General features: G+C 73.7%; 15 protein-coding genes and 1 pseudogene. 9 read left to right on the plus strand and 7 right to left on the minus strand.

Annotated features, from left to right (window positions below):
- Positions 1-531: 531 nt before the first annotated feature.
- Positions 532-1647, minus strand: a complete 1116-nt coding sequence (locus tag RZ84_RS16295) for a secretion protein snm4 (RefSeq protein WP_241777730.1) — start codon at positions 1645-1647, stop codon at positions 532-534.
- A 204-nt stretch (positions 1648-1851) separates the two neighbouring features.
- On the opposite strand from RZ84_RS16295, the gene RZ84_RS16300 reads away from it, so the two are divergent.
- The 6 genes from RZ84_RS16300 (at position 1852) to rarD (ending at position 10288) form a co-directional block, all read left to right on the plus strand.
- Complete coding sequence (locus RZ84_RS16300) at positions 1852-3087, plus strand: sensor histidine kinase (protein WP_043264927.1); 1236 nt, start codon at positions 1852-1854, stop codon at positions 3085-3087.
- A 167-nt stretch (positions 3088-3254) separates the two neighbouring features.
- Positions 3255-4577 carry a sensor histidine kinase gene (locus RZ84_RS16305; RefSeq protein ID WP_043264928.1) on the plus strand — a complete coding sequence of 441 codons (1323 nt, stop codon included), beginning with the start codon at positions 3255-3257 and terminating at the stop codon, positions 4575-4577.
- 236 nt (positions 4578-4813) lie between these two features.
- Positions 4814-5473 (plus strand): response regulator transcription factor, encoded by a 660-nt coding sequence (locus RZ84_RS16310; protein WP_043270032.1) that lies wholly within the window; start codon positions 4814-4816, stop codon positions 5471-5473.
- Between the two features lie 306 nt (positions 5474-5779).
- Positions 5780-7732, plus strand: a complete 1953-nt coding sequence (locus tag RZ84_RS16315) for a 2-oxoacid:acceptor oxidoreductase subunit alpha (RefSeq protein ID WP_043264929.1) — start codon at positions 5780-5782, stop codon at positions 7730-7732.
- Entirely contained in the window at positions 7725-8819 is a 1095-nt protein-coding gene (locus tag RZ84_RS16320; protein WP_043264930.1) for a 2-oxoacid:ferredoxin oxidoreductase subunit beta, read from the plus strand. Before RZ84_RS16315 ends, RZ84_RS16320 begins: the two co-directional genes overlap by 8 nt.
- Positions 8820-9247: 428 nt before the next feature.
- Positions 9248-10288, plus strand: coding sequence for an EamA family transporter RarD (gene rarD, locus RZ84_RS16325; RefSeq protein WP_043264931.1), 1041 nt, complete (start codon positions 9248-9250; stop codon positions 10286-10288).
- Here the strand turns inward: rarD and RZ84_RS16330 are convergent.
- The 6 genes from RZ84_RS16330 to RZ84_RS16355 form a co-directional block, all read right to left on the minus strand.
- Positions 10278-11144, minus strand: coding sequence for an ABC transporter permease (locus RZ84_RS16330; RefSeq protein WP_043264932.1), 867 nt, complete (start codon positions 11142-11144; stop codon positions 10278-10280). The two genes, rarD and RZ84_RS16330, sit on opposite strands and share 11 nt — an antisense overlap.
- Positions 11131-12144, minus strand: coding sequence for an ABC transporter ATP-binding protein (locus RZ84_RS16335; protein ID WP_043264933.1), 1014 nt, complete (start codon positions 12142-12144; stop codon positions 11131-11133). Before RZ84_RS16335 ends, RZ84_RS16330 begins: the two co-directional genes overlap by 14 nt.
- A gap of 177 nt (positions 12145-12321) precedes the next feature.
- Positions 12322-13581 (minus strand): LolA family protein, encoded by a 1260-nt coding sequence (locus RZ84_RS16340; RefSeq protein ID WP_043264934.1) that lies wholly within the window; start codon positions 13579-13581, stop codon positions 12322-12324.
- Between the two features lie 347 nt (positions 13582-13928).
- The gene (locus RZ84_RS16345) at positions 13929-14942 is read right to left on the minus strand and encodes a polyprenyl synthetase family protein (RefSeq protein ID WP_043264935.1); all 1014 of its coding nucleotides are present in this window, start codon (positions 14940-14942) and stop codon (positions 13929-13931) included.
- Between the two features lie 458 nt (positions 14943-15400).
- Complete coding sequence (locus RZ84_RS16350; protein ID WP_043264936.1) at positions 15401-16603, minus strand: NAD(P)-binding domain-containing protein; 1203 nt, start codon at positions 16601-16603, stop codon at positions 15401-15403.
- Between the two features lie 25 nt (positions 16604-16628).
- Entirely contained in the window at positions 16629-17837 is a 1209-nt protein-coding gene (locus RZ84_RS16355; RefSeq protein ID WP_347232764.1) for a carboxylate--amine ligase, read from the minus strand.
- A gap of 300 nt (positions 17838-18137) precedes the next feature.
- Between RZ84_RS16355 and fahA the strand changes: the two genes are divergently transcribed.
- The 3 genes and pseudogenes from fahA (at position 18138) to RZ84_RS41200 (ending at position 20259) form a co-directional block, all read left to right on the plus strand.
- Positions 18138-19379, plus strand: a complete 1242-nt coding sequence (gene fahA, locus RZ84_RS16360; RefSeq protein ID WP_043264938.1) for a fumarylacetoacetase — start codon at positions 18138-18140, stop codon at positions 19377-19379.
- Between the two features lie 34 nt (positions 19380-19413).
- Positions 19414-19578 (plus strand): annotated as a pseudogene (locus tag RZ84_RS41195) (GPP34 family phosphoprotein); the annotation flags it as partial.
- 282 nt (positions 19579-19860) lie between these two features.
- Positions 19861-20259 carry a hypothetical protein gene (locus RZ84_RS41200; protein WP_052229970.1) on the plus strand — a complete coding sequence of 133 codons (399 nt, stop codon included), beginning with the start codon at positions 19861-19863 and terminating at the stop codon, positions 20257-20259.
- The last annotated feature ends 37 nt before the right edge of the window (positions 20260-20296 follow it).

Below are 20296 nucleotides of genomic sequence, written 5' to 3' on the forward strand. Positions count from 1 at the left end.
CGGCCGACGCCGCAGGGGCCGACACCGTAGCGGCTGCCTCCGCACGGGCCGCCCCCGCGGGCGGCGGCTCCGCGGGCGTCGGCTCGGCAGGGGCCGCCGTCGGCATCGGTACCGCCGCCGGCAGCGCACCCGGCGCGTTCCCGGCGTCCGCCGCCGCACCGCTCGCCATGTCCACACCCTCCGTACTCACCGGACCCGCACCCCCTCCCCGCGCCTCGCGGTCGCGCGGCTCAGCCATCTCTCCGCCCACCCGGCCCTCGTGCCGAACCTGTCGTGCTTCCCGGACCTGCCGGTCTTGCCACGTTTTTCGGTCTTGTCGGTCTTGCCACGCCTGCCAGTCTTGCCCTTCCCGCATTCCGAACTGCTCAGCGCTGCCGGGAAGTTCCGGCGGCGCCGGGTCTTCACAGGTTTTCCCCGGCGGACTCCCGCTTTCCCCCAGCGGCCCCCACCGGGAGTATCGGTACCCCTCGCCCCCGCCAGGGGTACCGGTACCCCTCGCCCCCGCCGGCACCGCCCCTCCCGTCTGCCCGGTCAGGGCCCGCCCCACAGCAGCCCGTAGAGCCCGCAGGCCCCCAGGCCCATCGGGATCAGCGCCACCATGCTCACCGACTCGACGAGGTCCAGCCAGTGCCACAGCCGGGCCCGGAGCGGTTCCGGTACCCGTACGGCGAGCGCCACGACCGGCACGGCCGCCAGGACGCACAGCGCGGCCAGGGCGAGGCCCGGGGCGCCGCCGGCCGTGGCGCAGCGGAGGACGAGCCGTACGCAGACGGCCGCGCCCGCCGCGAGCAGGGCGACCACCTCGATGACCAGGGGGTAGGCGCGGGCCCGGGAGAAGAGGACCACGGACAACAGCACGGCGGTGAGCTGCGCCCAGATGCCGCCGTCGCCCGCCACGAGGACGCCCGCCGCGCCGGCCGAGGCCGCCATGGCCACGGTGGCCGGGGCCAGCCCCCGGTGGGTGGCGCCCAGTGCGGCGGCCACCTGGTGCCGGCTGACCGGGGTGCCCCCGGAGTGCCGGTCGTCCAGCCGGGTCAGGCCGGCCGCCGTCAGGGCCAGCCGGGGCAGCGCCCCGAGGGCCAGTACGGAGAGGAAGCCGACGGCGGCTCCCGTAGGGGTGGGACCGGCCAGGGCCAGGCCCGCCTCCCAGGCGCCCACGGCGAGCCCGAGTGCCGCCGCCCCCGTGAGGCCACCGCGCCCGAGGCCCGTGCACAGTCCGAGGAGCGCGAGGACGGCGGCGGCGGTGAGTCCGACGGCGGCGAGCCGGGCGGCGCCCGCCGGGGCGGCCTGCCAGGCGGCGACGGCGCCGAGGGTGCCGCCGGACAGCAGCAGGGCGGTGCCGGGGGCGGACCGCCCGGTGCGCCGGGCCGAGGCGGCGAGGGCGGCTCCGGCGCCGGCGGCCACGACGGCGACACCGCCGAGCCAGCGGGCGGCGCCGCCGTTCCCGTACCAGGAGCCCGCGCACACCCCGGCGACCGCGGCGAGCAGCACGCTCGCGGCCACCGCGGTCCAGGTCCGGCCCGGCTCGCCCCATCCCCAGCCGTGGACGTCCAGCGGGTCGGCCGCGTCACCGGTGAGGTCCCTGCCGGCCGGGGCCGTCGCGGGGGCCGGCCGGCTGCTGCCGCGCTGCCCGGTTGCCGCGCTCACGTCCGTCTTCGCACTCGTCATGTCCACGCGGCCCCGTTCTGCACCGCAACACCATACGGTCCCGCCGCGGCGCGCTGTCCACACCGGTCGCGTAACGGAGCGGCGGCAACCGGCGCCGATACGGCGGGTGGTGGGGCAAACCCCACCCCCGCCACCCCACGAACCCCATGGCACGCCGGTCGCGGGACCGGCAAGCTGGGGCGTATGACGGAAAGTTCCCAGCTCACCGACCCCGCCGACGACCGCGACGGGGTGCCGCTGCCGCCGCCCAGGGCGCCGCTCGGCGGCCGGACCTGGCGGGAGATCGGGTATCTGCTGGCCAACTTCCCGCTGAACGTGGTGGCGTTCGTGGTGCTGGTGGTATGGCTGGCGACGGGGCTGGCGCTGTCCGTCACGGTGGTCGGACTGCCGCTGCTGGCGACGGGGCTGATGGCCTGTCGGCAGTACGGGAGGCTGGAGCGGGCCCGGGCGCGCTCCTGGCTGGGCGTGGCGGTGGACGAGCCGAGCCGGCTGCGGCCCCGGGAGCGCGGGTTCTTCGGGTGGCTGTGGACGTGTCTGAGGGACCCGGTCGCCTGGCGGCACGCGCTGTTCGCGTTCGTCCGGCTGCCGTGGGGCATCCTCACGTTCGCGGTCGTCCTCATCTCGCTCTTCGTGGGCTGGCCGGTGCTGCCCTGGCTGGCGCGCTGGCTGTCCAACGTGGACCGGGCGATGGTGCGCGGGCTGCTGTCGCCGTCCGACGAACTGGAGCGGCGGATCGCCGAGTTGGAGTCGGACCGGGTGGCGGTCACCGACACCGCGGCGGCCGACCTGCGGCGTATCGAGCGGGATCTGCACGACGGCGCACAGGCCCGGCTGGTGGCGCTCGCCATGGGGCTGGGGCTGGCGAAGGAGAAGCTGCTGGAGGGCCGGGCCGACGAGAGCGTGGCGGCGATGGTGGACGAGGCGCACGGCGAGGTGAAGCTGGCGCTCCAGGAGCTGCGGGACCTGGCCCGGGGCATCCATCCGGCGATCCTGACCGACCGCGGCCTGGGGCCCGCCCTGGCGTCGCTGGCCGGGCGCTGCACGGTGCCGGTGACCACGTCGGTGGACCTGGCCGAGCGGCCCGCCCCCGCCATCGAGGGCATCGTCTACTTCACCGTCTCCGAGCTGCTCCAGAACGTCTCCAAGCACAGCGCCGCCCGGCAGGCGTCCGTGGAGGTGTGGCGGTCCCGGGACCGGCTGCTGCTCCAGGTGCGGGACGACGGCAGGGGCGGCGCGCGGCTCGACGGCGGCAGCGGGATGGCCGGGCTGGCGGAGCGGCTGGGGTCGGTGGACGGGCTGTTCGTCCTGGATTCGCCGGCGGGCGGGCCGACGCGGGTGACGGCGGAGGTGCCGTGGCGACCGCGGCCCGGGGAGCGTCCGCAGGGCAGCCGGGGGAAGGGCGCACGCGGGCACCGCTGACCGCCGTCCCGGGGGTGGGGAAAACCCCCGGAGAAGACTGCGAGCAGCCTCATGGTCCGGGCGGCGGCGGTGACAGAACCTGGATACCAGTCGGCGGGCATCGGCGCCGGCCGGAACCGGCGCCCGGTACGGCACGGGACGCCACGGCAGAAACGGACGACGAGAGCATGGCCACCGCGCACTCCGCTCACCCCCCGCACCCCCGCGGTCCCCGGGTACCCGTGGGGCTGCGCGCTCCCTTCTCGGGGCGCACCTGGCGGGAGTTCCTGCACCTCTTCCTCAGCGTCCCGATGGCGAGCCTGATGTTCTGCTACGCGATCGCGGTGGTCGCGCTGTCGGCCGGCCTGCTGATCACGTTCCTGGGCATCCCGGTACTGGCCGGCGGCCTGACGGGCGCCCGGGGGCTGGGCAGTCTGGAGCGCGCCCGGGCCCGGGCGCTGCTGGCGGTGGAGGTCGCCGATCCGGAGCCGGTCCGCCCGTCGAAGGCGGGCCTGATGGGGTGGGTCGGGGCGGTGCTCAAGAGCGGGGCCTCCTGGCGGCATCTGCTCTACTCGCTGCTGCACTTCCCGTGGGCGCTGTTCGCCTTCGTCTTCGCGACGACCTTCTGGGCGGTGGGCTGGGCGCTGCTGGTCTATCCGCTGTGGGCGTGGACGTTCCCCGAGTACTCCGCCCAGCCCGGCCTCCAGCTCTGGGGCGACGGCGCCGGCCACGGCTTCTACCTCGACTCCCCCCTGTCGTACGGGCTCACCAGCGCCGTCGGGCTGCTGATCGTCCTGGCCGGGCCGTGGGTGATCCGCGGGCTGACGCAGCTGGACCGGGTCCTGGTCCAGGGCCTGCTGGGGCCGTCGCCGCTGGCCACCCGGGTCTTCGAGCTGGAGTCGGACCGCGGGGTGGTGGTGGACACCGCCGCCGCCGACCTGCGGCGCATCGAGCGGGATCTGCACGACGGCGCACAGGCCCGGCTGGTGGCGCTGGCGATGGATCTGGGCCTGGCGAAGGAGAAGCTGGCCGAGGACCCGCAGGCCGCGGCGCGGATGGTGGGCGAGGCGCACGGCGAGGTGAAGACCGCCCTCCAGGAGCTGCGCGACCTGGCCCGCGGGATCCACCCGGCGATCCTGACCGACCGGGGGTTGGGCCCGGCGCTGTCCGCGCTGGCCGCGCGCTGCACGGTTCCGGTGGCGGTCCAGGTCGACCTGGACCGGCGCCCGGCCGCGGCCATCGAGGGCATCGCGTACTTCACCGTTTCCGAGCTGCTCCAGAACGTCGCCAAGCACGCCCGGGCCGGCCGCGCGACGGTGGACGTCTGGCGCACCGCGGACCGGCTGATGCTGCTGGTGACGGACGACGGCCGGGGCGGTGCGCACACCGAGGCGGGCAGCGGCCTGGCCGGTCTCGCCGAGCGGCTGGACTCGGTCGACGGCCTGCTGGTCGTGGAGTCCCCCGAGGGCGGCCCGACCACCGTCACCGCCGAGCTGCCGTGGCGCGGCTGACCGCGGCCGGGCCACGCCGCTGAGACCGCGCGGCCGGAGCCGGGACGGGGGTCCGGCTCCGGCCGCGCGACCCACCGCGCCGTCCGCCTCCCTCTTCCCCCTCCCTCTTCTCCCCTCCCTCTACGTTCCGCCTACGTTCCGCCTCACCCGCCCGCCCCCGTCCGGATGCTGGAATGCTGGGGGCTGGCAGGGTGGGACCGTACGGAGCTGGGGGACGCGTAGTCGTGGAGGACAAGGTGCAGGTGGTCATCGCCGAGGATTCGGTGCTGCTGCGGGAGGGCCTCACCCGGTTGCTGACCGACCGCGGGCACGAGGTCGTGGCCGGGGTCGGCGACGCCGAGGCGCTGATCAAGGTGATCGGGGAGCTGGCGGACGGGGGCGCGCTGCCGGACGTGGTGGTGGCGGACGTGCGGATGCCGCCGACCCACACCGACGAGGGCGTACGGGCCGCGGTCCGGCTGCGCCGGGACCACCCCGACCTGGGGGTGCTGGTGCTGTCGCAGTACGTGGAGGAGCAGTACGCGACCGAGCTGCTGGCCGGGTCGAGCCGGGGCGTCGGCTATCTGCTCAAGGACCGGGTCGCCGAGGTGCGGGAGTTCGTGGACGCGGTGGTGCGGGTGGCGCAGGGCGGTACGGCGCTGGACCCGGAGGTGGTGGCGCAGCTGCTGGGCCGCAGCCGCAAGCAGGACGTACTGGCCCACCTGACGCCGCGGGAGCGGGAGGTACTGGGGCTGATGGCCGAGGGGCGGACGAACTCCGCGATCGCCCGGCAGCTGGTGGTCAGCGACGGCGCCGTCGAGAAGCACGTCAGCAACATCTTCCTGAAGCTGGGCCTGGCCCAGAGTGACGGGGATCACCGCCGGGTGCTTGCAGTACTCACCTATCTCGATTCCTGACGATCTGACACCCTGTCAGGTGTGCAGGCCGGGGCGATATACGGGGCGATATACATCCGGACCCGGGACCTCGGACGTAGAACCAATAGACGAGTCCGCAGTGCGAGGAAAACGGGGCCACGGGGGCAATGATTCGATGACAAAACAGGTCAGAACGGTGTCTCACCTTGGCGTCCACGATGTGACCGGCCCAGGGAAGGACACCCTTACCCAAGTACGATGGATATGGGACAACCGGTCGGTCCGATACGTCCCGAGCCCTGCCTCCGGCGGGGATGCCGCACCCGTTGAGGGAGGTCCGAAGCAGTGACCAGCCAGGTCAGTAGCACAGCCGAGCAGGCGGACGGAGCGCTTGTCGGGGAACAGCGCAGCTCCGGCGACGGAGGCGCGGGCAAGGAAGTCCGGCGTCTGGACCGGGTGATCATCCGGTTCGCCGGCGACTCCGGTGACGGTATGCAGCTCACCGGTGACCGGTTCACGTCCGAGACGGCTTCCTTCGGTAACGACCTGTCGACGCTGCCGAACTTCCCGGCCGAGATCCGGGCCCCTGCCGGCACCCTGCCGGGTGTCTCCAGCTTCCAGCTGCACTTCGCCGACCACGACATCCTCACCCCCGGTGACGCGCCGAACGTGCTGGTGGCGATGAACCCGGCCGCGCTGAAGGCGAACATCGGCGATGTGCCGCGCGGCGCGGAGATCATCGTCAACACCGACGAGTTCACCAAGCGCCCGATGGCGAAGGTGGGCTATGCGACCAGTCCGCTGGAGGACGGCTCGCTGGAGGCGTACAACGTCCACCCGGTGCCGCTGACGACGCTGACCATCGAGGCGCTCAAGGAGTTCGGGCTCTCCCGCAAGGAGGCCGAGCGCAGCAAGAACATGTTCGCGCTGGGGCTGCTGTCCTGGATGTACCACCGCCCGACCGAGGGCACCGAGAAGTTCCTGCGCGCCAAGTTCGCCAAGAAGCCGGACATCGCGGAGGCGAACGTCACCGCCTTTAGGGCCGGCTGGAACTTCGGCGAGACCACCGAGGACTTCGCGACATCCTATGAGGTCGCCCCGGCCACCACCGCCTTCCCGACCGGCACCTACCGCAACATCTCCGGGAACCTCGCACTGTCCTACGGGCTGGTGGCCGCGAGCCGGCAGGCCGATCTGCCGCTGTACCTCGGTTCGTACCCGATCACCCCGGCCTCCGACATCCTGCACGAGCTGTCCAAGCACAAGAACTTCGGTGTGCGGACGTTCCAGGCGGAGGACGAGATCGCCGGCATCGGCGCGGCACTGGGCGCGGCGTTCGGCGGCTCACTGGCCGTGACCACGACCTCGGGCCCCGGTGTGGCGCTGAAGTCGGAGACCATCGGGTTGGCGGTCAGCCTCGAACTCCCGCTGCTGGTCGTGGACATCCAGCGCGGCGGCCCCTCGACGGGCCTGCCCACCAAGACCGAGCAGGCCGACCTGCTCCAGGCGATGTACGGGCGCAACGGCGAGGCGCCGGTGCCGATCGTGGCGCCGAGGACGCCCGCCGACTGCTTCGACGCGGCGCTGGATGCGGCCCGTATCGCGCTGACCTACCGCACCCCGGTCTTCCTGCTCTCCGACGGCTACCTGGCCAACGGCTCGGAGCCCTGGCGCATCCCCGAGGTGGACGAACTCCCGGACCTGCGTGTGCAGTTCGCCTCCGGCCCCAACCACGAGCTGGCGGACGGCACCGAGGTGTTCTGGCCCTACAAGCGCGATCCGCAGACGCTGGCGCGCCCGTGGGCCCTCCCCGGCACGCCCGGTCTGGAGCACCGCATCGGCGGCATCGAGAAGCAGGACGGCACCGGCAACATCTCCTACGACCCGGCCAACCACGACTTCATGGTGCGCACCCGCCAGGCGAAGGTGGACGGCATCGAGGTCCCGGACGCCGAGGTCGACGACCCGGTGGACGACGGCGGCCAGGGCGCCGGCACGCTGGTGGTGGGCTGGGGCTCGACGTACGGCCCGATCACCGCCGCGGTACGGCGCGTACGGGGCGCGGGGGAGCGCATCGCGCAGGTGCATCTGCGCCACCTCAACCCCTTCCCGCGGAATCTCGGCGAGGTCCTCGCGCGTTACGAGAAGGTGATCGTGCCGGAGATGAACCTCGGACAGCTCGCCACCCTGCTGCGCGCCAGGTATCTGGTCGACGCACGCTCGCACACCCAGGTCAGCGGAATGCCGTTCAAGGCCGAGCAGCTCGCGGAGGTCTTTAAGGAGGCCATCAATGACTGAGACGATCTCGGAGAGGTCCTCGCAGATCGAGGCGCTCTCCCTGGTGCCCAAGGCCGACGCCAAGCAGTCCATGAAGGACTTCAAGTCCGACCAGGAAGTGCGCTGGTGCCCCGGCTGCGGTGACTACGCCGTCCTCGCCGCCGTCCAGGGCTTCATGCCCGAGCTCGGCCTGGCGAAGGAGAACATCGTCTTCGTCTCCGGTATCGGCTGCTCCTCCCGCTTCCCGTACTACATGAACACCTACGGGATGCACTCCATCCACGGCCGCGCCCCGGCCATCGCCACCGGCCTGGCCTCCTCGCGCCGCGACCTGTCCGTGTGGGTCGTCACCGGCGACGGCGACGCGCTGTCCATCGGCGGCAACCACCTCATCCACGCCCTGCGGCGCAACGTCAACCTCAAGATCCTGCTCTTCAACAACCGGATCTACGGGCTGACCAAGGGCCAGTACAGCCCCACCTCCGAGCTCGGCAAGATCACCAAGTCGACGCCGATGGGCTCGCTGGACGCGCCGTTCAACCCGGTCTCGCTGGCGCTCGGCGCCGAGGCGTCCTTCGTGGCCCGCACCGTCGACTCCGACCGCAAGCACCTGACCTCGGTGCTGCGCGAGGCCGCCGCGCACCCCGGCACGGCACTGGTGGAGATCTACCAGAACTGCAACATCTTCAACGACGGCGCCTTCGAGGTCCTCAAGGACAAGGAGCAGGCCCAGGAAGCCGTGATCCGCCTGGAGCACGGGCAGCCGATCCGGTTCGGCGCCCCGGCCCCCGACGGCCTGGGCTCCCAGGGCGTGGTCCGCGACCCGGCCACCGGCGACCTCAAGATCATCGACGTCACCGAGGAAGGCGCCGACGGCGTCCTCGTGCACGACGCACACAGCCCCTCCCCCACCACGGCCTTCGCCCTCTCCCGCCTCGCCGACCCCGACACCCTGCACCGCACCCCGATCGGCGTACTGCGCAACGTCGACCGGCCGGTCTACGACACGCTGATGGCCGACCAACTGGAGCGCGCCGTCGAGCAGAAGGGCAAGGGCGACCTCGCGGCCCTGCTGGCCGGCAACGACACCTGGACGGTCGTCGGCTGACCGACGGCCACCGCCTGCCGGAAGCGAGCGGGTGCCCGTACGGGAGCGTCTCACGGCGTTCCGTACGGGCACCCGCTCTTTCCGTACGGACACCCGCCCTCCGGTTCCGGGCGACTCACGAGCGGCGGCAGCGGGCCGCCGCGGGGCCCTCTGGCGGGGCCCGGCGGGCGCTGATCGGGGCCCCGTGGGCGCGAGTTGGGGACGGCGGGCGCGGATCGGCGGCAGGGGTACGCGAGTTGGGAACCGGCGGTGCGGATCGGGGCCCCGCAGGCGCGAGTTGGGGGCCGACGGGCGCGGTTCGGCGGCCGGCGGCGGCCCGTCGGCTGCACCGCGGCTCGGCTGTCATGACCGTATTTCGGAACGGACATGACAGGCGGCTCGGACGGCGCTACCTTGCACGGGTCGACGCAGCACATCAGGAGGGCCCCTTGCAGCCTCGAAGCGACCAGCGCGCCGGACTCGCCTACGGCCTTGCCGCCTACACCATGTGGGGTCTGCTGCCGCTCTACTGGCATCTCCTCAGCGCCGCCGCACCGGCCGAGATCCTGGCCCACCGCATGGTCTGGTCGCTGCCGGTCGCCGTCGTCATCCTGGCCGTGCTGCGCCGCTGGTCCTGGATACGCCCGCTGCTGCGGCAGCCCCGCCGGCTCGGGCTGATCCTGGTCTGCGCCGTCGTCATCTCGCTGAACTGGTTCCTGTACATCTGGGCGGTCAACTCCGGGCATGTGCTGGAAGCCTCGTTGGGCTACTTCATCAACCCGCTGGTCAGCATCGCCTTCGGGGTGCTGGTGCTGCGGGAGCGGCTCCGGCCGCTCCAGTGGACGGCGGTGGGCGTCGGCGCGCTGGCCGTCGTGGTGATGACCGTCGCCTACGGCAAGATGCCCTGGATCGCGCTCGGGCTGGCCCTGTCGTTCGCGACGTACGGCCTGGTCAAGAAGGGCATCAAGCTCGACGGCATCGAGGGGTTCAGCGCCGAGACGGCGCTCCAGGCACTGCCGGCGCTGGGGTATCTGGTCTTCCTCGGGGTCCGCGGCGAGTCCGGCTTCACCACCGGCGGAGTGGGCCAGGCGCTGCTTCTGTCGGCGTGCGGAATCGCCACCGCGGTGCCGCTGATCTGCTTCGGCGCCTCGGCGGTACGGCTGCCGCTGACGACGATCGGCATGCTGCAGTACCTGGCGCCGACCTTCCAGTTCCTGCTCGGCCTGACCGTCTTTCACGAGGCGATGCCGGCGGAACGCTGGGCCGGCTTCGCGCTGGTGTGGGCCGCGCTGGCGGTACTGACCTGGGACGCGCTGCGCACCGCCCGGCGCGGCCGGACGGAGCTGGACCGGGCCGCGGCGCGGGCCGGCGAGAATGCCGCGGCCGAGGCGGCGCGGGCCACACGGACCGCCGCGGACCCGGCCGCCGCCGCGGACCCGGCCGGGCACGAGGCCGGGCCGCCGGCCGCCTCCGGTCCCGTCAGGCAGTGATGTCGCGGGTGGTGAACCGCGCCCAGGCCGCCGAGCCGAACACCACCGCGTACAGCGCCTGAAGGCCGAGGTTCTTCTGCAACTGGTCCCAGTAGACGGGATCGCGGAGCAGGTCCGCGAAGGACAGCCAGTAGTGCGAGAAGAGATACGGCTGGATGGCGTGCAGCTGCGGGATGGTGTCCAGGATCTGCACGGTGATCAGCAGGCCGACCGTGGTCGCCATCGCCGCGATACCGCTGTTGGTGAGCGTCGAGACGAACAGGCCCAGCGCCGCCACCCCGAGCAGGGACAGCGCCACCACACCGGCGATCGCCAGCGCCCGCAGCAGCCCCTCGCCGAAGGATATGGACGTCCCGGAGAGCAGGGTGACCTTGCCGAGGGGGAACAGCGCCGCGCCGGTGGCCAGCGCCGAGAGCGCCACGACCAGGGTGCCGACCAGGCAGAACGCCATGCTCGTCGCGTACTTGGCGAGCAGCAGGCGGGGGCGGCCCGCGGGGGCGACCAGGAGATAGCGCAGCGTCCCCGCGTTGGCCTCGCCGGCGATGGCGTCGCCCGCGATGACCCCGATGGCCATCGGCAGGAAGAACGGCAGCGTCACCGCGAGGGAGGTGAAGACCAGGAAGAGGCCGTTGTTGGTGACCTGGGCGATGAACGCCGGGCCGCCGTCCCCGCCCCCCGGACCGCGGCTGCCGGTCTCGATCTTGACGGCGACGCCGACCAGGACCGGGACGCCGGCGAGCACGGCCAGCAGCGCGAGGGTGCGCCAGCGCCGGAAGGTCGTACCGATCTCGCTGCGCAGCAGCCCCAGCGACCACAGCCGGCGGGGCGCGCGCGGCACCGTCTCAGCCTGCGACATCGAAGCCCTCCCCGGTGAGGTGCACGAAGACGTCCTCCAGCGACGCCCGCTCGGCGCCGAAGGCGCGGACCCGGACGCCGGCCCGGACCAGCGCGGCGTTCAGATCCGCCGGCTCCGCCGGCTGCCCGTCCGGCTGCGCGGGGAGGTCGCCGGTCACCCGGTCGCCGGCGACCCGGAGGTCGGTCACCCCGTGCTCCTTCAGGACGCGGACCGCGTCGGACGGGTCCGGGGTGGTCAGCGCCAGCCGGCCGTGGCCGCCCGAATCGAGGACGGTGGCGGAGAGTTCGGCGACCGTGCCCTGGGTGATCAGCCGGCCGCGGGCCATCACCGCGGCATGCGTGCAGACCTGCTCGATCTCGTCCAGGAGGTGGGAGGAGAGGAAGACCGTGGTGCCGTCCGCGGCCAGCTCCCGGACCAGGGTGCGGATCTCCCGCATGCCCTGCGGGTCCAGGCCGTTGGTCGGCTCGTCCAGGACCAGCAGCTCACGGGGCTGGAGCAGCGCGGCGGCCAGGCCGAGCCGCTGCTTCATCCCGAGGGAGTAGGCGCGCGCCTTCTTGCCGGCGGCGGCGCCCAGGCCCACCCGCTCCAGCGCCCGGCCCACCCGCTCGTCGCGGGTGCGCGGATCGGCGGCCGGGTCGGCGGCGTCGAAGCGCCGCAGGTTGTCCCGGCCGCTGAGGAAGCCGTAGAGCGCCGGGCCCTCGATGAGCGCGCCCACCGCGGGGAGCACCTGGCGGCTCGCGCGCGGCATCGGCCGGCCGAGCACCCGGGCGCTGCCGGCGGTCGGCTCGATCAGGCCCATCAGCATCCGGATGGTGGTGGTCTTGCCGGAGCCGTTGGGGCCGAGGAAGCCGAAGACGCTGCCGCGCGGCACGGCGAGGTCGAGGCGGTCGACGGCGAGCTGGCCACCGCGGTACGCCTTGGTCAGCCCGCGGGTCTCGATCACATGGTCCGCGTCGCGCGGCACCGCGCGCCCGGAATCCGCGGCGGATGGCGGTGGCATGGCTCCCTCACCTCATGGCGTAGGCATGGCTCGCTGGGACGCGGGACGACGGCGGACGGCGCGGCGTGCCGGTGCCGGTGTGCGGGGCGCGCCGCGCCTCCCGGGCAGGAGGCGCGGCGGGCCCTGCGCGCAGGGCGGATCGTACGGCGGCCCGTGCGGACCGCCGTACCCGGCCCGCTACTTCGCGGCGTCGGCGGCGGCTATCAGGGCCTGCTTGTCGACGGCGCCGACATAGATCGTGCCGTTGTCCGTGATCAGGGCGTTGACCAGCCGGGTGCTGAAGAGGTGGCCGGAGCCGAAGGAGCCGGTCACCTTGCTGCCCATGCTGTCCATGAGCTTGCCGGCCTGGCCCTTGGCGGCCTGGTCCTTGCCGCCGGGGCCGGCCGCGCCCTTGATCTTGGCGATGGACGTCCAGTCCTTGCCGATGACGTTCAGTCCGCCGAAGTCCTTCAGGCCCTGGCGGTCCTTGGCGCCCTTGCCGTGCTCGCGCTGCGCCTTCGCCCGCTGCTGGTCGCCGTTGACGACCTTGGCGCCCTTGGGCGGGGTGAAGGAGAAGGTGCTCGCGGCGGGCTTGGCGAAGTCGACACTGGTGTAGCCGACGTCGACGGCCGCCGGGCCACCGCTCTTGGGGGTGAGCGTGAACTTCAGCGGGACGCCGTTGGCCGCGTCCACCGCGACCCGTATCGAGCCGATCGTGGAGCCGGACTGCTTGGGCTTGATGACGAGCTGGTAGGCGTCCCGCCCGGCCACCTTGGCGGTGTCCCCGACGGTGACGGAGGTCGTGTCGCCGGCCGCCTTCAGGGCCTGCTGGGCGAGCTGCTGCGGAGTGGCGTTCTGCAGGCCCTTGGGGAGGTCCTTGGGGCCTTCGTGGTGCTTGCCGTGGCGGGCGTCCTCACGGGCGGTGTTGTGCACAGCGGTGTTGCTGCCGCTGTCGTACGCCCAGAGGTCCTTGCCGTTGTGGACGAGGGTGTAGTCGGCGGTCTTGTCGACGAGCGACACCCGCTGCTTCTCGGGGCCGTCGGCGGCGACCCGCAGCGTGTGCGTACCGGACGCGAGCTCGGTGAGCTTGCTCTGGGGCGACGCTGCGGCGCCGGCCCCGCCGTGCCTGCCCTGCTCGCCGCCACCCGGGCCGCCGCCGAAGCCGCCGGCTCCGCCGACACCGCCCGGCAGGGACGGCAGGCCGAGGTCCGTGGTGACCTGGACCGTGCCGGAGAGCTGCTGGACATCGGATTTGGCGATCTTGGCTATCAGGTCCTGCGCGGAGATCTTCGGCAGGTCCGGGGAACCGGATCCGGCGAACGCCGGGACCAGCCCGATCGTCGCCGCCGTCACCCCGGCCACCGCGACCGGTACGGCGTACCGCACCGCCTTACGACGCTTCGACGAGCGCCCCCCGTCCCATTCCTCGGTGACCTCGGTCGGTTCGTTCCGTGGCATCTGGCCTACCTCCGTCGTGTGCGGCGGTGCTGCGTCCTCCACGCGTCCACCCCTGGCTCATTGTGGCCCGCCCGCCGCTTTCTGGTGCTCTCCATCCCACCAAATCCCGCGAGCGCAGGCGTCAACCCGCAGGGCCAACTCCGCGTACTGCTCTGGGATGACGCCGGGCCGCCGCCCGCCTGCCCCCGTACGACGGCGGGTTGATCGCCTCCGGGGGAACGCCCTAGGGGAGACCCCCGGCAACGTCGGGGTACGTCGGGGACGTCGGGAGACATCGAGGGAGGAGCCGGACACGGCCACCGGGCGGCAACCACCCGGACCTCCGCCGGCACCGCGGCACCGCGGCCTCACCCCGCGCGGTGCACCACCGTGTCGCAGAGCCCCTCCAGCGCCGACTTCGCCATGCACTCCGGCAGCGGCGCCAGCGTCGCGCGGGCGTCCTCGGCGTAGCGCACGGTGTCCCGGCGGGCCTGCTCCAGCGCCGGGTGGGCGCGCAGCCCGGCCAGCGCCTCGGCGTGCCGGGCGTCGTCCGTGAGATCGCCGGCCAGCAGCTCGCACAGCGCGCGGTCCTCGGGGGTGCCGGCGCTGCTCTCGGCGAGCGCCCGCAGCCGCAGCACCGGCAGCGTCGGAATGCCCTCGCGCAGGTCCGTACCGGGCGTCTTGCCGGACTCGTGCGAGTCGCTGGCGATGTCCAGGACGTCGTCCGCCAGCTGGAAGGCGGTGCCCAGCCGCTCGCCGTACTGGGTGAGGATGTTGACCGTCGACTCGTCGGCGCCCGACATCATCGCGCCGAAGCGGCCGGCGACCGCGATCAGCGAGCCGGTCTTGCCCGCGATGACGTCCAGATAGTGGTCGACCGGGTCGCGGCCGTCGCGCGGCCCCGCGGTCTCCAGGATCTGCCCGGTCACCAGGCGCTCGAACGCCTCGGCCTGGATCCGGACCGCCTCGGGCCCGAGGTCGGCGAGGATGTGCGAGGCGCGGGCGAAGAGGAAGTCACCGGTCAGCACCGCGACGGAGTTGCCCCAGCGGGCGTTGGCGCTGGCCACCCCGCGGCGTACGTCGGCCTCGTCCATCACGTCGTCGTGGTAGAGCGTCGCCAGGTGCGTCAGCTCCACGACGACCGCCGAGGGCACCACACCGGGGCTGTACGGGTCGCCGAACTGGGCCGCCAGCATCGCCAGCAGCGGGCGGAACCGCTTGCCGCCGGCGCGCACGAGATGCTGCGCGGCTTCGGTGATGAACGGCACGTCGCTCTTGGTGGCCTCCAGAAGGCCCTCCTCGACAGCCGCCAACCCGGCCTGGACATCGGCCTCAAGAGCCTGGTCCCGCACGCTCAGCCCAAAGGGCCCGACGACGGTCACGAGGGGTACTCCTGTCTGCTGACGATCAAACGGAATGTCGATCTGTCGCTGTCTCCACCATTGGCCAGCGTATCCGGTCGCACTTGGATCACCGTGAGCGCCCGCCCCCCGAACCACTCGGCCAGCACAGAAGCCGCCGCGCAGCCGGGTCCCGGATCGCCGCTCGGCACGCGGCACCCGTAAGAGACAGGGGGCGGGAGAGGCGTACGAGGCCCCGAACACCCCTTGCGGCACAGGCGCACCACCGTCCCGGTCACGGGTCCCGCCACGACGACGACCGGAGAACCGCATCCCCGCGAGGACCGCACGCCGGGCGGCCGGCCCTTTCCCCGGCCGCACCGATGCCCCTCGGCGTCCCCGGCCGCCCCGATTTCCTCGACACACAGGTCATTGTGGCCGCCCCCGCGGCCGGCCGGGTCCTCAGGGCGCCTCCGGGTACCGCCGGGCGCCCCGCCGCCTCACCCGTAGGTCCGCGCCACCGCCCGCGCCAGCCGGGGCGCGGCGAAGTCCGTGCCGCACACGAAGCGCATCACCGGCCCGAAGGACGCGGCGGCCGACAGGCCGGTGAAGTACAGCCCCGGTACGGACGAGCCGAAACCGGCGTCCAGCAGCGGCCCGCCCGCCCGTACGGTGATGCCGGTCCGCAGTCCCGGGCCCAGGAAGTCCAGCGCGTCCAGCGCCATCCGGTAACCGGTCGCGGCCAGTACGTGGTCGGCGGCCAGCTCGCCGCCGCGCCCGTCGGGGCCGCGCAGCGACAGCACCGGGCGGCCGTCGCGCACCTCGGCCCGGTCGATCGCCCGCCCCTGGGTCACCCGCACCCGTCCCACGAAGCGGTCCCGCAGCCACCATGCGCCCAGCGGGCCGAGCACCCGGCGCACCAGGAACCGCCGGGCGGGGACCGGGAGATGGCGGAAGCCGCCCGCGTGCTCGGTCAGCGCCCACAGCGACCAGGCGTTGCCGAACGGCGAGGACGGGCGCAGCCGCGACTGACGGTCCGGGGGCGCACCGAAGCCCACCGCCGCCTTCCCGCGTGCCACCACCCGGACCGACGCCGCGCCCGCCTCGACGAGCAGTACCGCGCTCTCCAGAGCCGACTGCCCGGCGCCGACGACCACCACCTCGCGCCCGGTCAGCGCGGCGAGGTCGCGGTGCTGCGAGCTGTGCGAGACGGGCCCGGTGGCCGACGGCCCTTCAGGGACCGCGGCGGCCAGTACGGACGGCAGGTGCGCCAGCCCGCTCAGTCCGGTGGCGACGACCACCGCCCGTGCCCCGAACTGCTCGCCGCTGTCCAGTTTCAGCTCGAAGCCGTCCGCCCGCCGGTCGACCGAGACCACCCGGACCCGCTCCAGCTCCGGGAGCAGCCGACGCTGCACCCACCGGCCGTAGCGGACGAAGGTCTCGACGGGTATGACGTCCCAGTCGGAGGCATAGCGCCGCTCCCCCGTCGCCGCACAGAAGTCGCCCAGGGTGTACCCGGTGTGCGGGACGGAGATACTGGACGCCGCCGGGGTCGACTTGAGCAGCATGCCCGCGGGCATCCGCTCGTCCCAACTGTCCATCGGCTGCCCGAAGACCCGTACCGGCAGGCCGCGGGCCCGCAGATGCGCTGCCGTCGCCAGCCCGTACGGCCCGGCCCCTATGACCGCTACCGGAGTGCTCACTTCGGTCCCTCCCCACGGTGGAGTTTCACGTGAAACGGCCCCCGGCCGTACCGGCACGGCGGCCCGCCCGCCAGAGCTGCACCAGATGGCGGGTGCCCGGCCCGACGCTGCGGGCGAGCATGGTGAAGAACGGCAACGGGTCATCGCCGGCGAACCAGGCCAGTTCGGTGCCGCCGGCCCGTGCCGGTCCGTGCGGTCCCGTACGGCGGCGCCGGTAGGCGAGCCGTGCGGGCAGATCGACGTTCTCGACCACGAAGCGGTGCCCGGTCCGCTGCACGCCCTCGGGCACCGGCCGCCCGGTGAGCGCGAGGTGCTGGGCGCGGACCACGTCCACCCCGGCGGTGTTCTCGAAGAGCCGGAACTGCGCGCCCATCCGCGGGTTGAAGTCCAGCAGCTTGTAGCGGCCGTCCCGGCGGTCCAGCCGCCAGTCCAGGTCGGCGATCCCGGCGAAGCCGATACGCCGGACGAAGTCGCCGGTCATGGCGGCGAGTTGGGGGTTGCCGACGACATACGCACAGGCCGTCATCCCCGCGTACGGCGGCCAGGAGCGCACCTTGACCCCGGTGAACAGCACCCGCACCGCGCCGTGTTCATCGCAGCAGGCGTGCACGATCCAGTCCTCGGCCTGCTCGCCCGGCAGGTACTCCTGAAGGATCACCGCCGGCCGCGGCCCCCAGTCGCGCGCCAGGTCCAGCAGCCTCTCCGGCCCGCCGATCCGGGTCGTCCCGGCGACCGCGGGCCGGCTGCGCCGGACGAACGCCTCCCGGTTCTTGGCCACCACGGGGAAGCGGGCCCGGTCCGCGTACGCCGCGATCTCCGCGTACGAGCGGGGGAAGGCGGCGGCCGGCGTGGGCACCCCGTGCGCGGCGCAGAGCTCGTGCAGGCCCTGTTTGCTGGCGAGTTGGCGGGGCAGCGCGGGATCGACACGGGGAAACAGAAACGATCCGGCGAGCTCCGCGGCGTGCTCGGCGATCAGCACCGCCGCCTCCTCGTCGGTCGGGAACAGCACCGTGGGCCGGCCGATCCGGCGGCCGATCCGCAGCAGCCCGTCGACCAGCCGCGCCGGATCCTCCCGCCCGGTGGTGGGCCAGACGAACCGCCCCGCCAGATAGCGCGAGGCCGCGGCGGGCGTGAACCGGTCCTCGGTGACGGCGTACACGGGTATCCCGAGCCGCCCCAGGCTGCGGATCGCGCCGACACCGCCGTGGTGCAGCGGATACCGGCCGATTTTCACGATGAGTCCCGGCACACTCCGGTCGACCCCGAGCCGTACGCCCCTGCGCGCCACATGTCCCCCCAACGGAACGGCCCCGACGGGACGGCCCCCCGGCACGTGCCCGCAAAGGAAGCTAGGACCGAATTGCGCAGTGCGGCAAGGCTTTTCCGGACATTGCCAGAACCAGAGGGTTCACGCCGTCGGCACACCGCCGATTCCCGGGCGCGAACCGCTCCGGCGCGCGCCCCCGGCCGTACCCTGATCGACGGACCACCGGCCGCCCACCGGCGACGACGACGAACGCGAGGAGCAGTGTCCATGCCCGAGCAGAGCCCGGAGCAGAGCCCGTTCGACCTGGCCGAAGGCGACCCCTTCGGCCCGCACACCCTTCCCTACGGCATCTTCAGCACCGCCGACGCGCCCGACCGGCGCCGGATCGGCGTCCGCTACGGCAGCCGGGTCCTGGACCTGAGCGCGCTGCCCGGCGCGCTGCCCTCCGTCGTTCCCGCGCCGCACGGCGAGCTGCTCGGCGCCGCCACCCTCAACCCGCTGCTGGCCGCCGGCCGCCCCGTATGGCAGCAGGTCCGCGCGGCCGTCGGCACCGCCCTGACCGACCCCGCGCACCGCACCGCCGTGGCCCCGCTGCTGCACCCGCTGGACGGCGTCACCCTGCACCTCCCCTTCGAGGTCGCCGACTACGTCGACTTCTACTCCAGCGAGCACCACGCCACCAACGTCGGCAAGATCTTCCGTCCGAACGGCGCCGCGCTGCCGCCCAACTGGAAGCATCTGCCGATCGGTTACCACGGCCGGGCGGGCACCGTCGTCGTCTCCGGCACCCCGGTGGTCCGGCCCAACGGCCAGCGCAAGACCCCCGAGGACGCCGCCCCGGTCTTCGGCCCGTCCACCCGCCTCGACATCGAGGCGGAGGTCGGCTTCGTCGTCGGCACCCCCTCCGCACTCCACGAGCCGGTGGGCCTGGCCGGCTTCCGCGACCACGTCTTCGGCGTCTGCCTGGTCAACGACTGGTCCGCGCGCGACATCCAGGCATGGGAGTACGTGCCGCTCGGCCCGTTCCTCGGCAAGTCCTTCGCGACCTCGGTCTCCGCCTGGATCACGCCGCTGGACGCCTTCGACGCGGCCCGGACCCGGCCGCCCGCCCGGGACACCGCGCCGCTGCCGTACCTCGACGACACGGCGGCCGAGCCGGGCGGTATCGACCTGCGGATCGAGGTGGCCCACAACGGCGAGGTGATCTCCCGCCCGCCGTTCGCCGCGATGTACTGGACGGCCGCCCAGCAGCTCGCCCACATGACCGTCAACGGCGCCTCGCTGCGCACCGGCGACCTCTACGCCTCCGGCACCGTCTCCGGCCCCGAGCCCGACCAGCTCGGCTGCCTGTTGGAACTGACCCAGGGCAAGGGCCCCTACCTCCAGGACGGCGACGAGATCACCCTCACCGCCTGGGCGCCGGGTCCGGACGGCTCCCGGATCGGCCTGGGCGAGGTCACCGGCCGGGTGCTGCCGGCCCGTGAGGTCCCGGCCGGCGCCCCGGCGTGACGGACCGCCCCGACACCCTGCTCCCCCGGAAGAAGTGCCGCTGATCGCCCTCGACCCGGCGCGCGGCCGGCCCCTGGCCACCCGCCGGTTCGTGCGGTACGGGGTGGCCGGGGCGGCCCTCGCCGACCTGGAGGCGGCCGGGCGGATCACCGCGGCACCGGGCGGCCGGGTCGCCGTGAAACGGCCGCTGCCGCTGCCGCACGACCCGGTGCCGACCCGGGGGCGCCGGCCGCGCTCTCCCGGCCCGGAGAAGGGCGGCAGGGGCGTCCGGGCGCACCTGGGGGCGCGGCACCGGCCGGACGGTCCACGAGCTGTTCGTGCGGTGGCCGGCGGCGCGCGGCGCGATACGCAGGGAGACCCGGCGGGCGCTGGGCCTCCTCCCGTACGTCGGGGTGTCCCCTGCTCATGGGGGTGCCCCGCTCGAACGAAGTCGAGAGTGCGGGAGGAGTCGAGAGCTCGGGGAAGGCTCCCCGCCGGTCCGGTGGATCTCGCCGGCCCGACCCGGGAGCGCTTCCGGGCGGCGGCGCAGGCCGGTCCGCCGGACCCCCGCGCCCGGCTGCTCGCGGCACTCGCCCCGGCCCGCGGCCCGGACCGCAGGCTGCTGCCGGGCCACGGCCACCGCGCCGTCCGCCGCGAGCGGCGGCGACCGGTCCGCGCCGAGTGGCACGCGGTGGAGCGCGCCGCACGGGAGGACAAGGCCGCGGCGGGCGGGGGCCGGTTCCCGTCGTCGAACTCCCGTCGTCCGCCCGAAGGGCGGGCCGGGCGGCGCCCGGTGCGTACTCTCGGCGCGCCGGGCGGCGGTCGGCAGGCGGGAGTTCGACGACGGGATCTGGCGTCTGTCGGCAAACTCACGTCTGCCGACCGCCCGGCCCGCTGCTAGCCTCACGGGTCCCTGTCCCACAACGGAGGAGACGTAC

The sequence above is a fragment of the Streptomyces sp. CT34 genome (assembly GCF_000805335.1).
GTDB lineage: Bacteria > Actinomycetota > Actinomycetes > Streptomycetales > Streptomycetaceae > Streptomyces.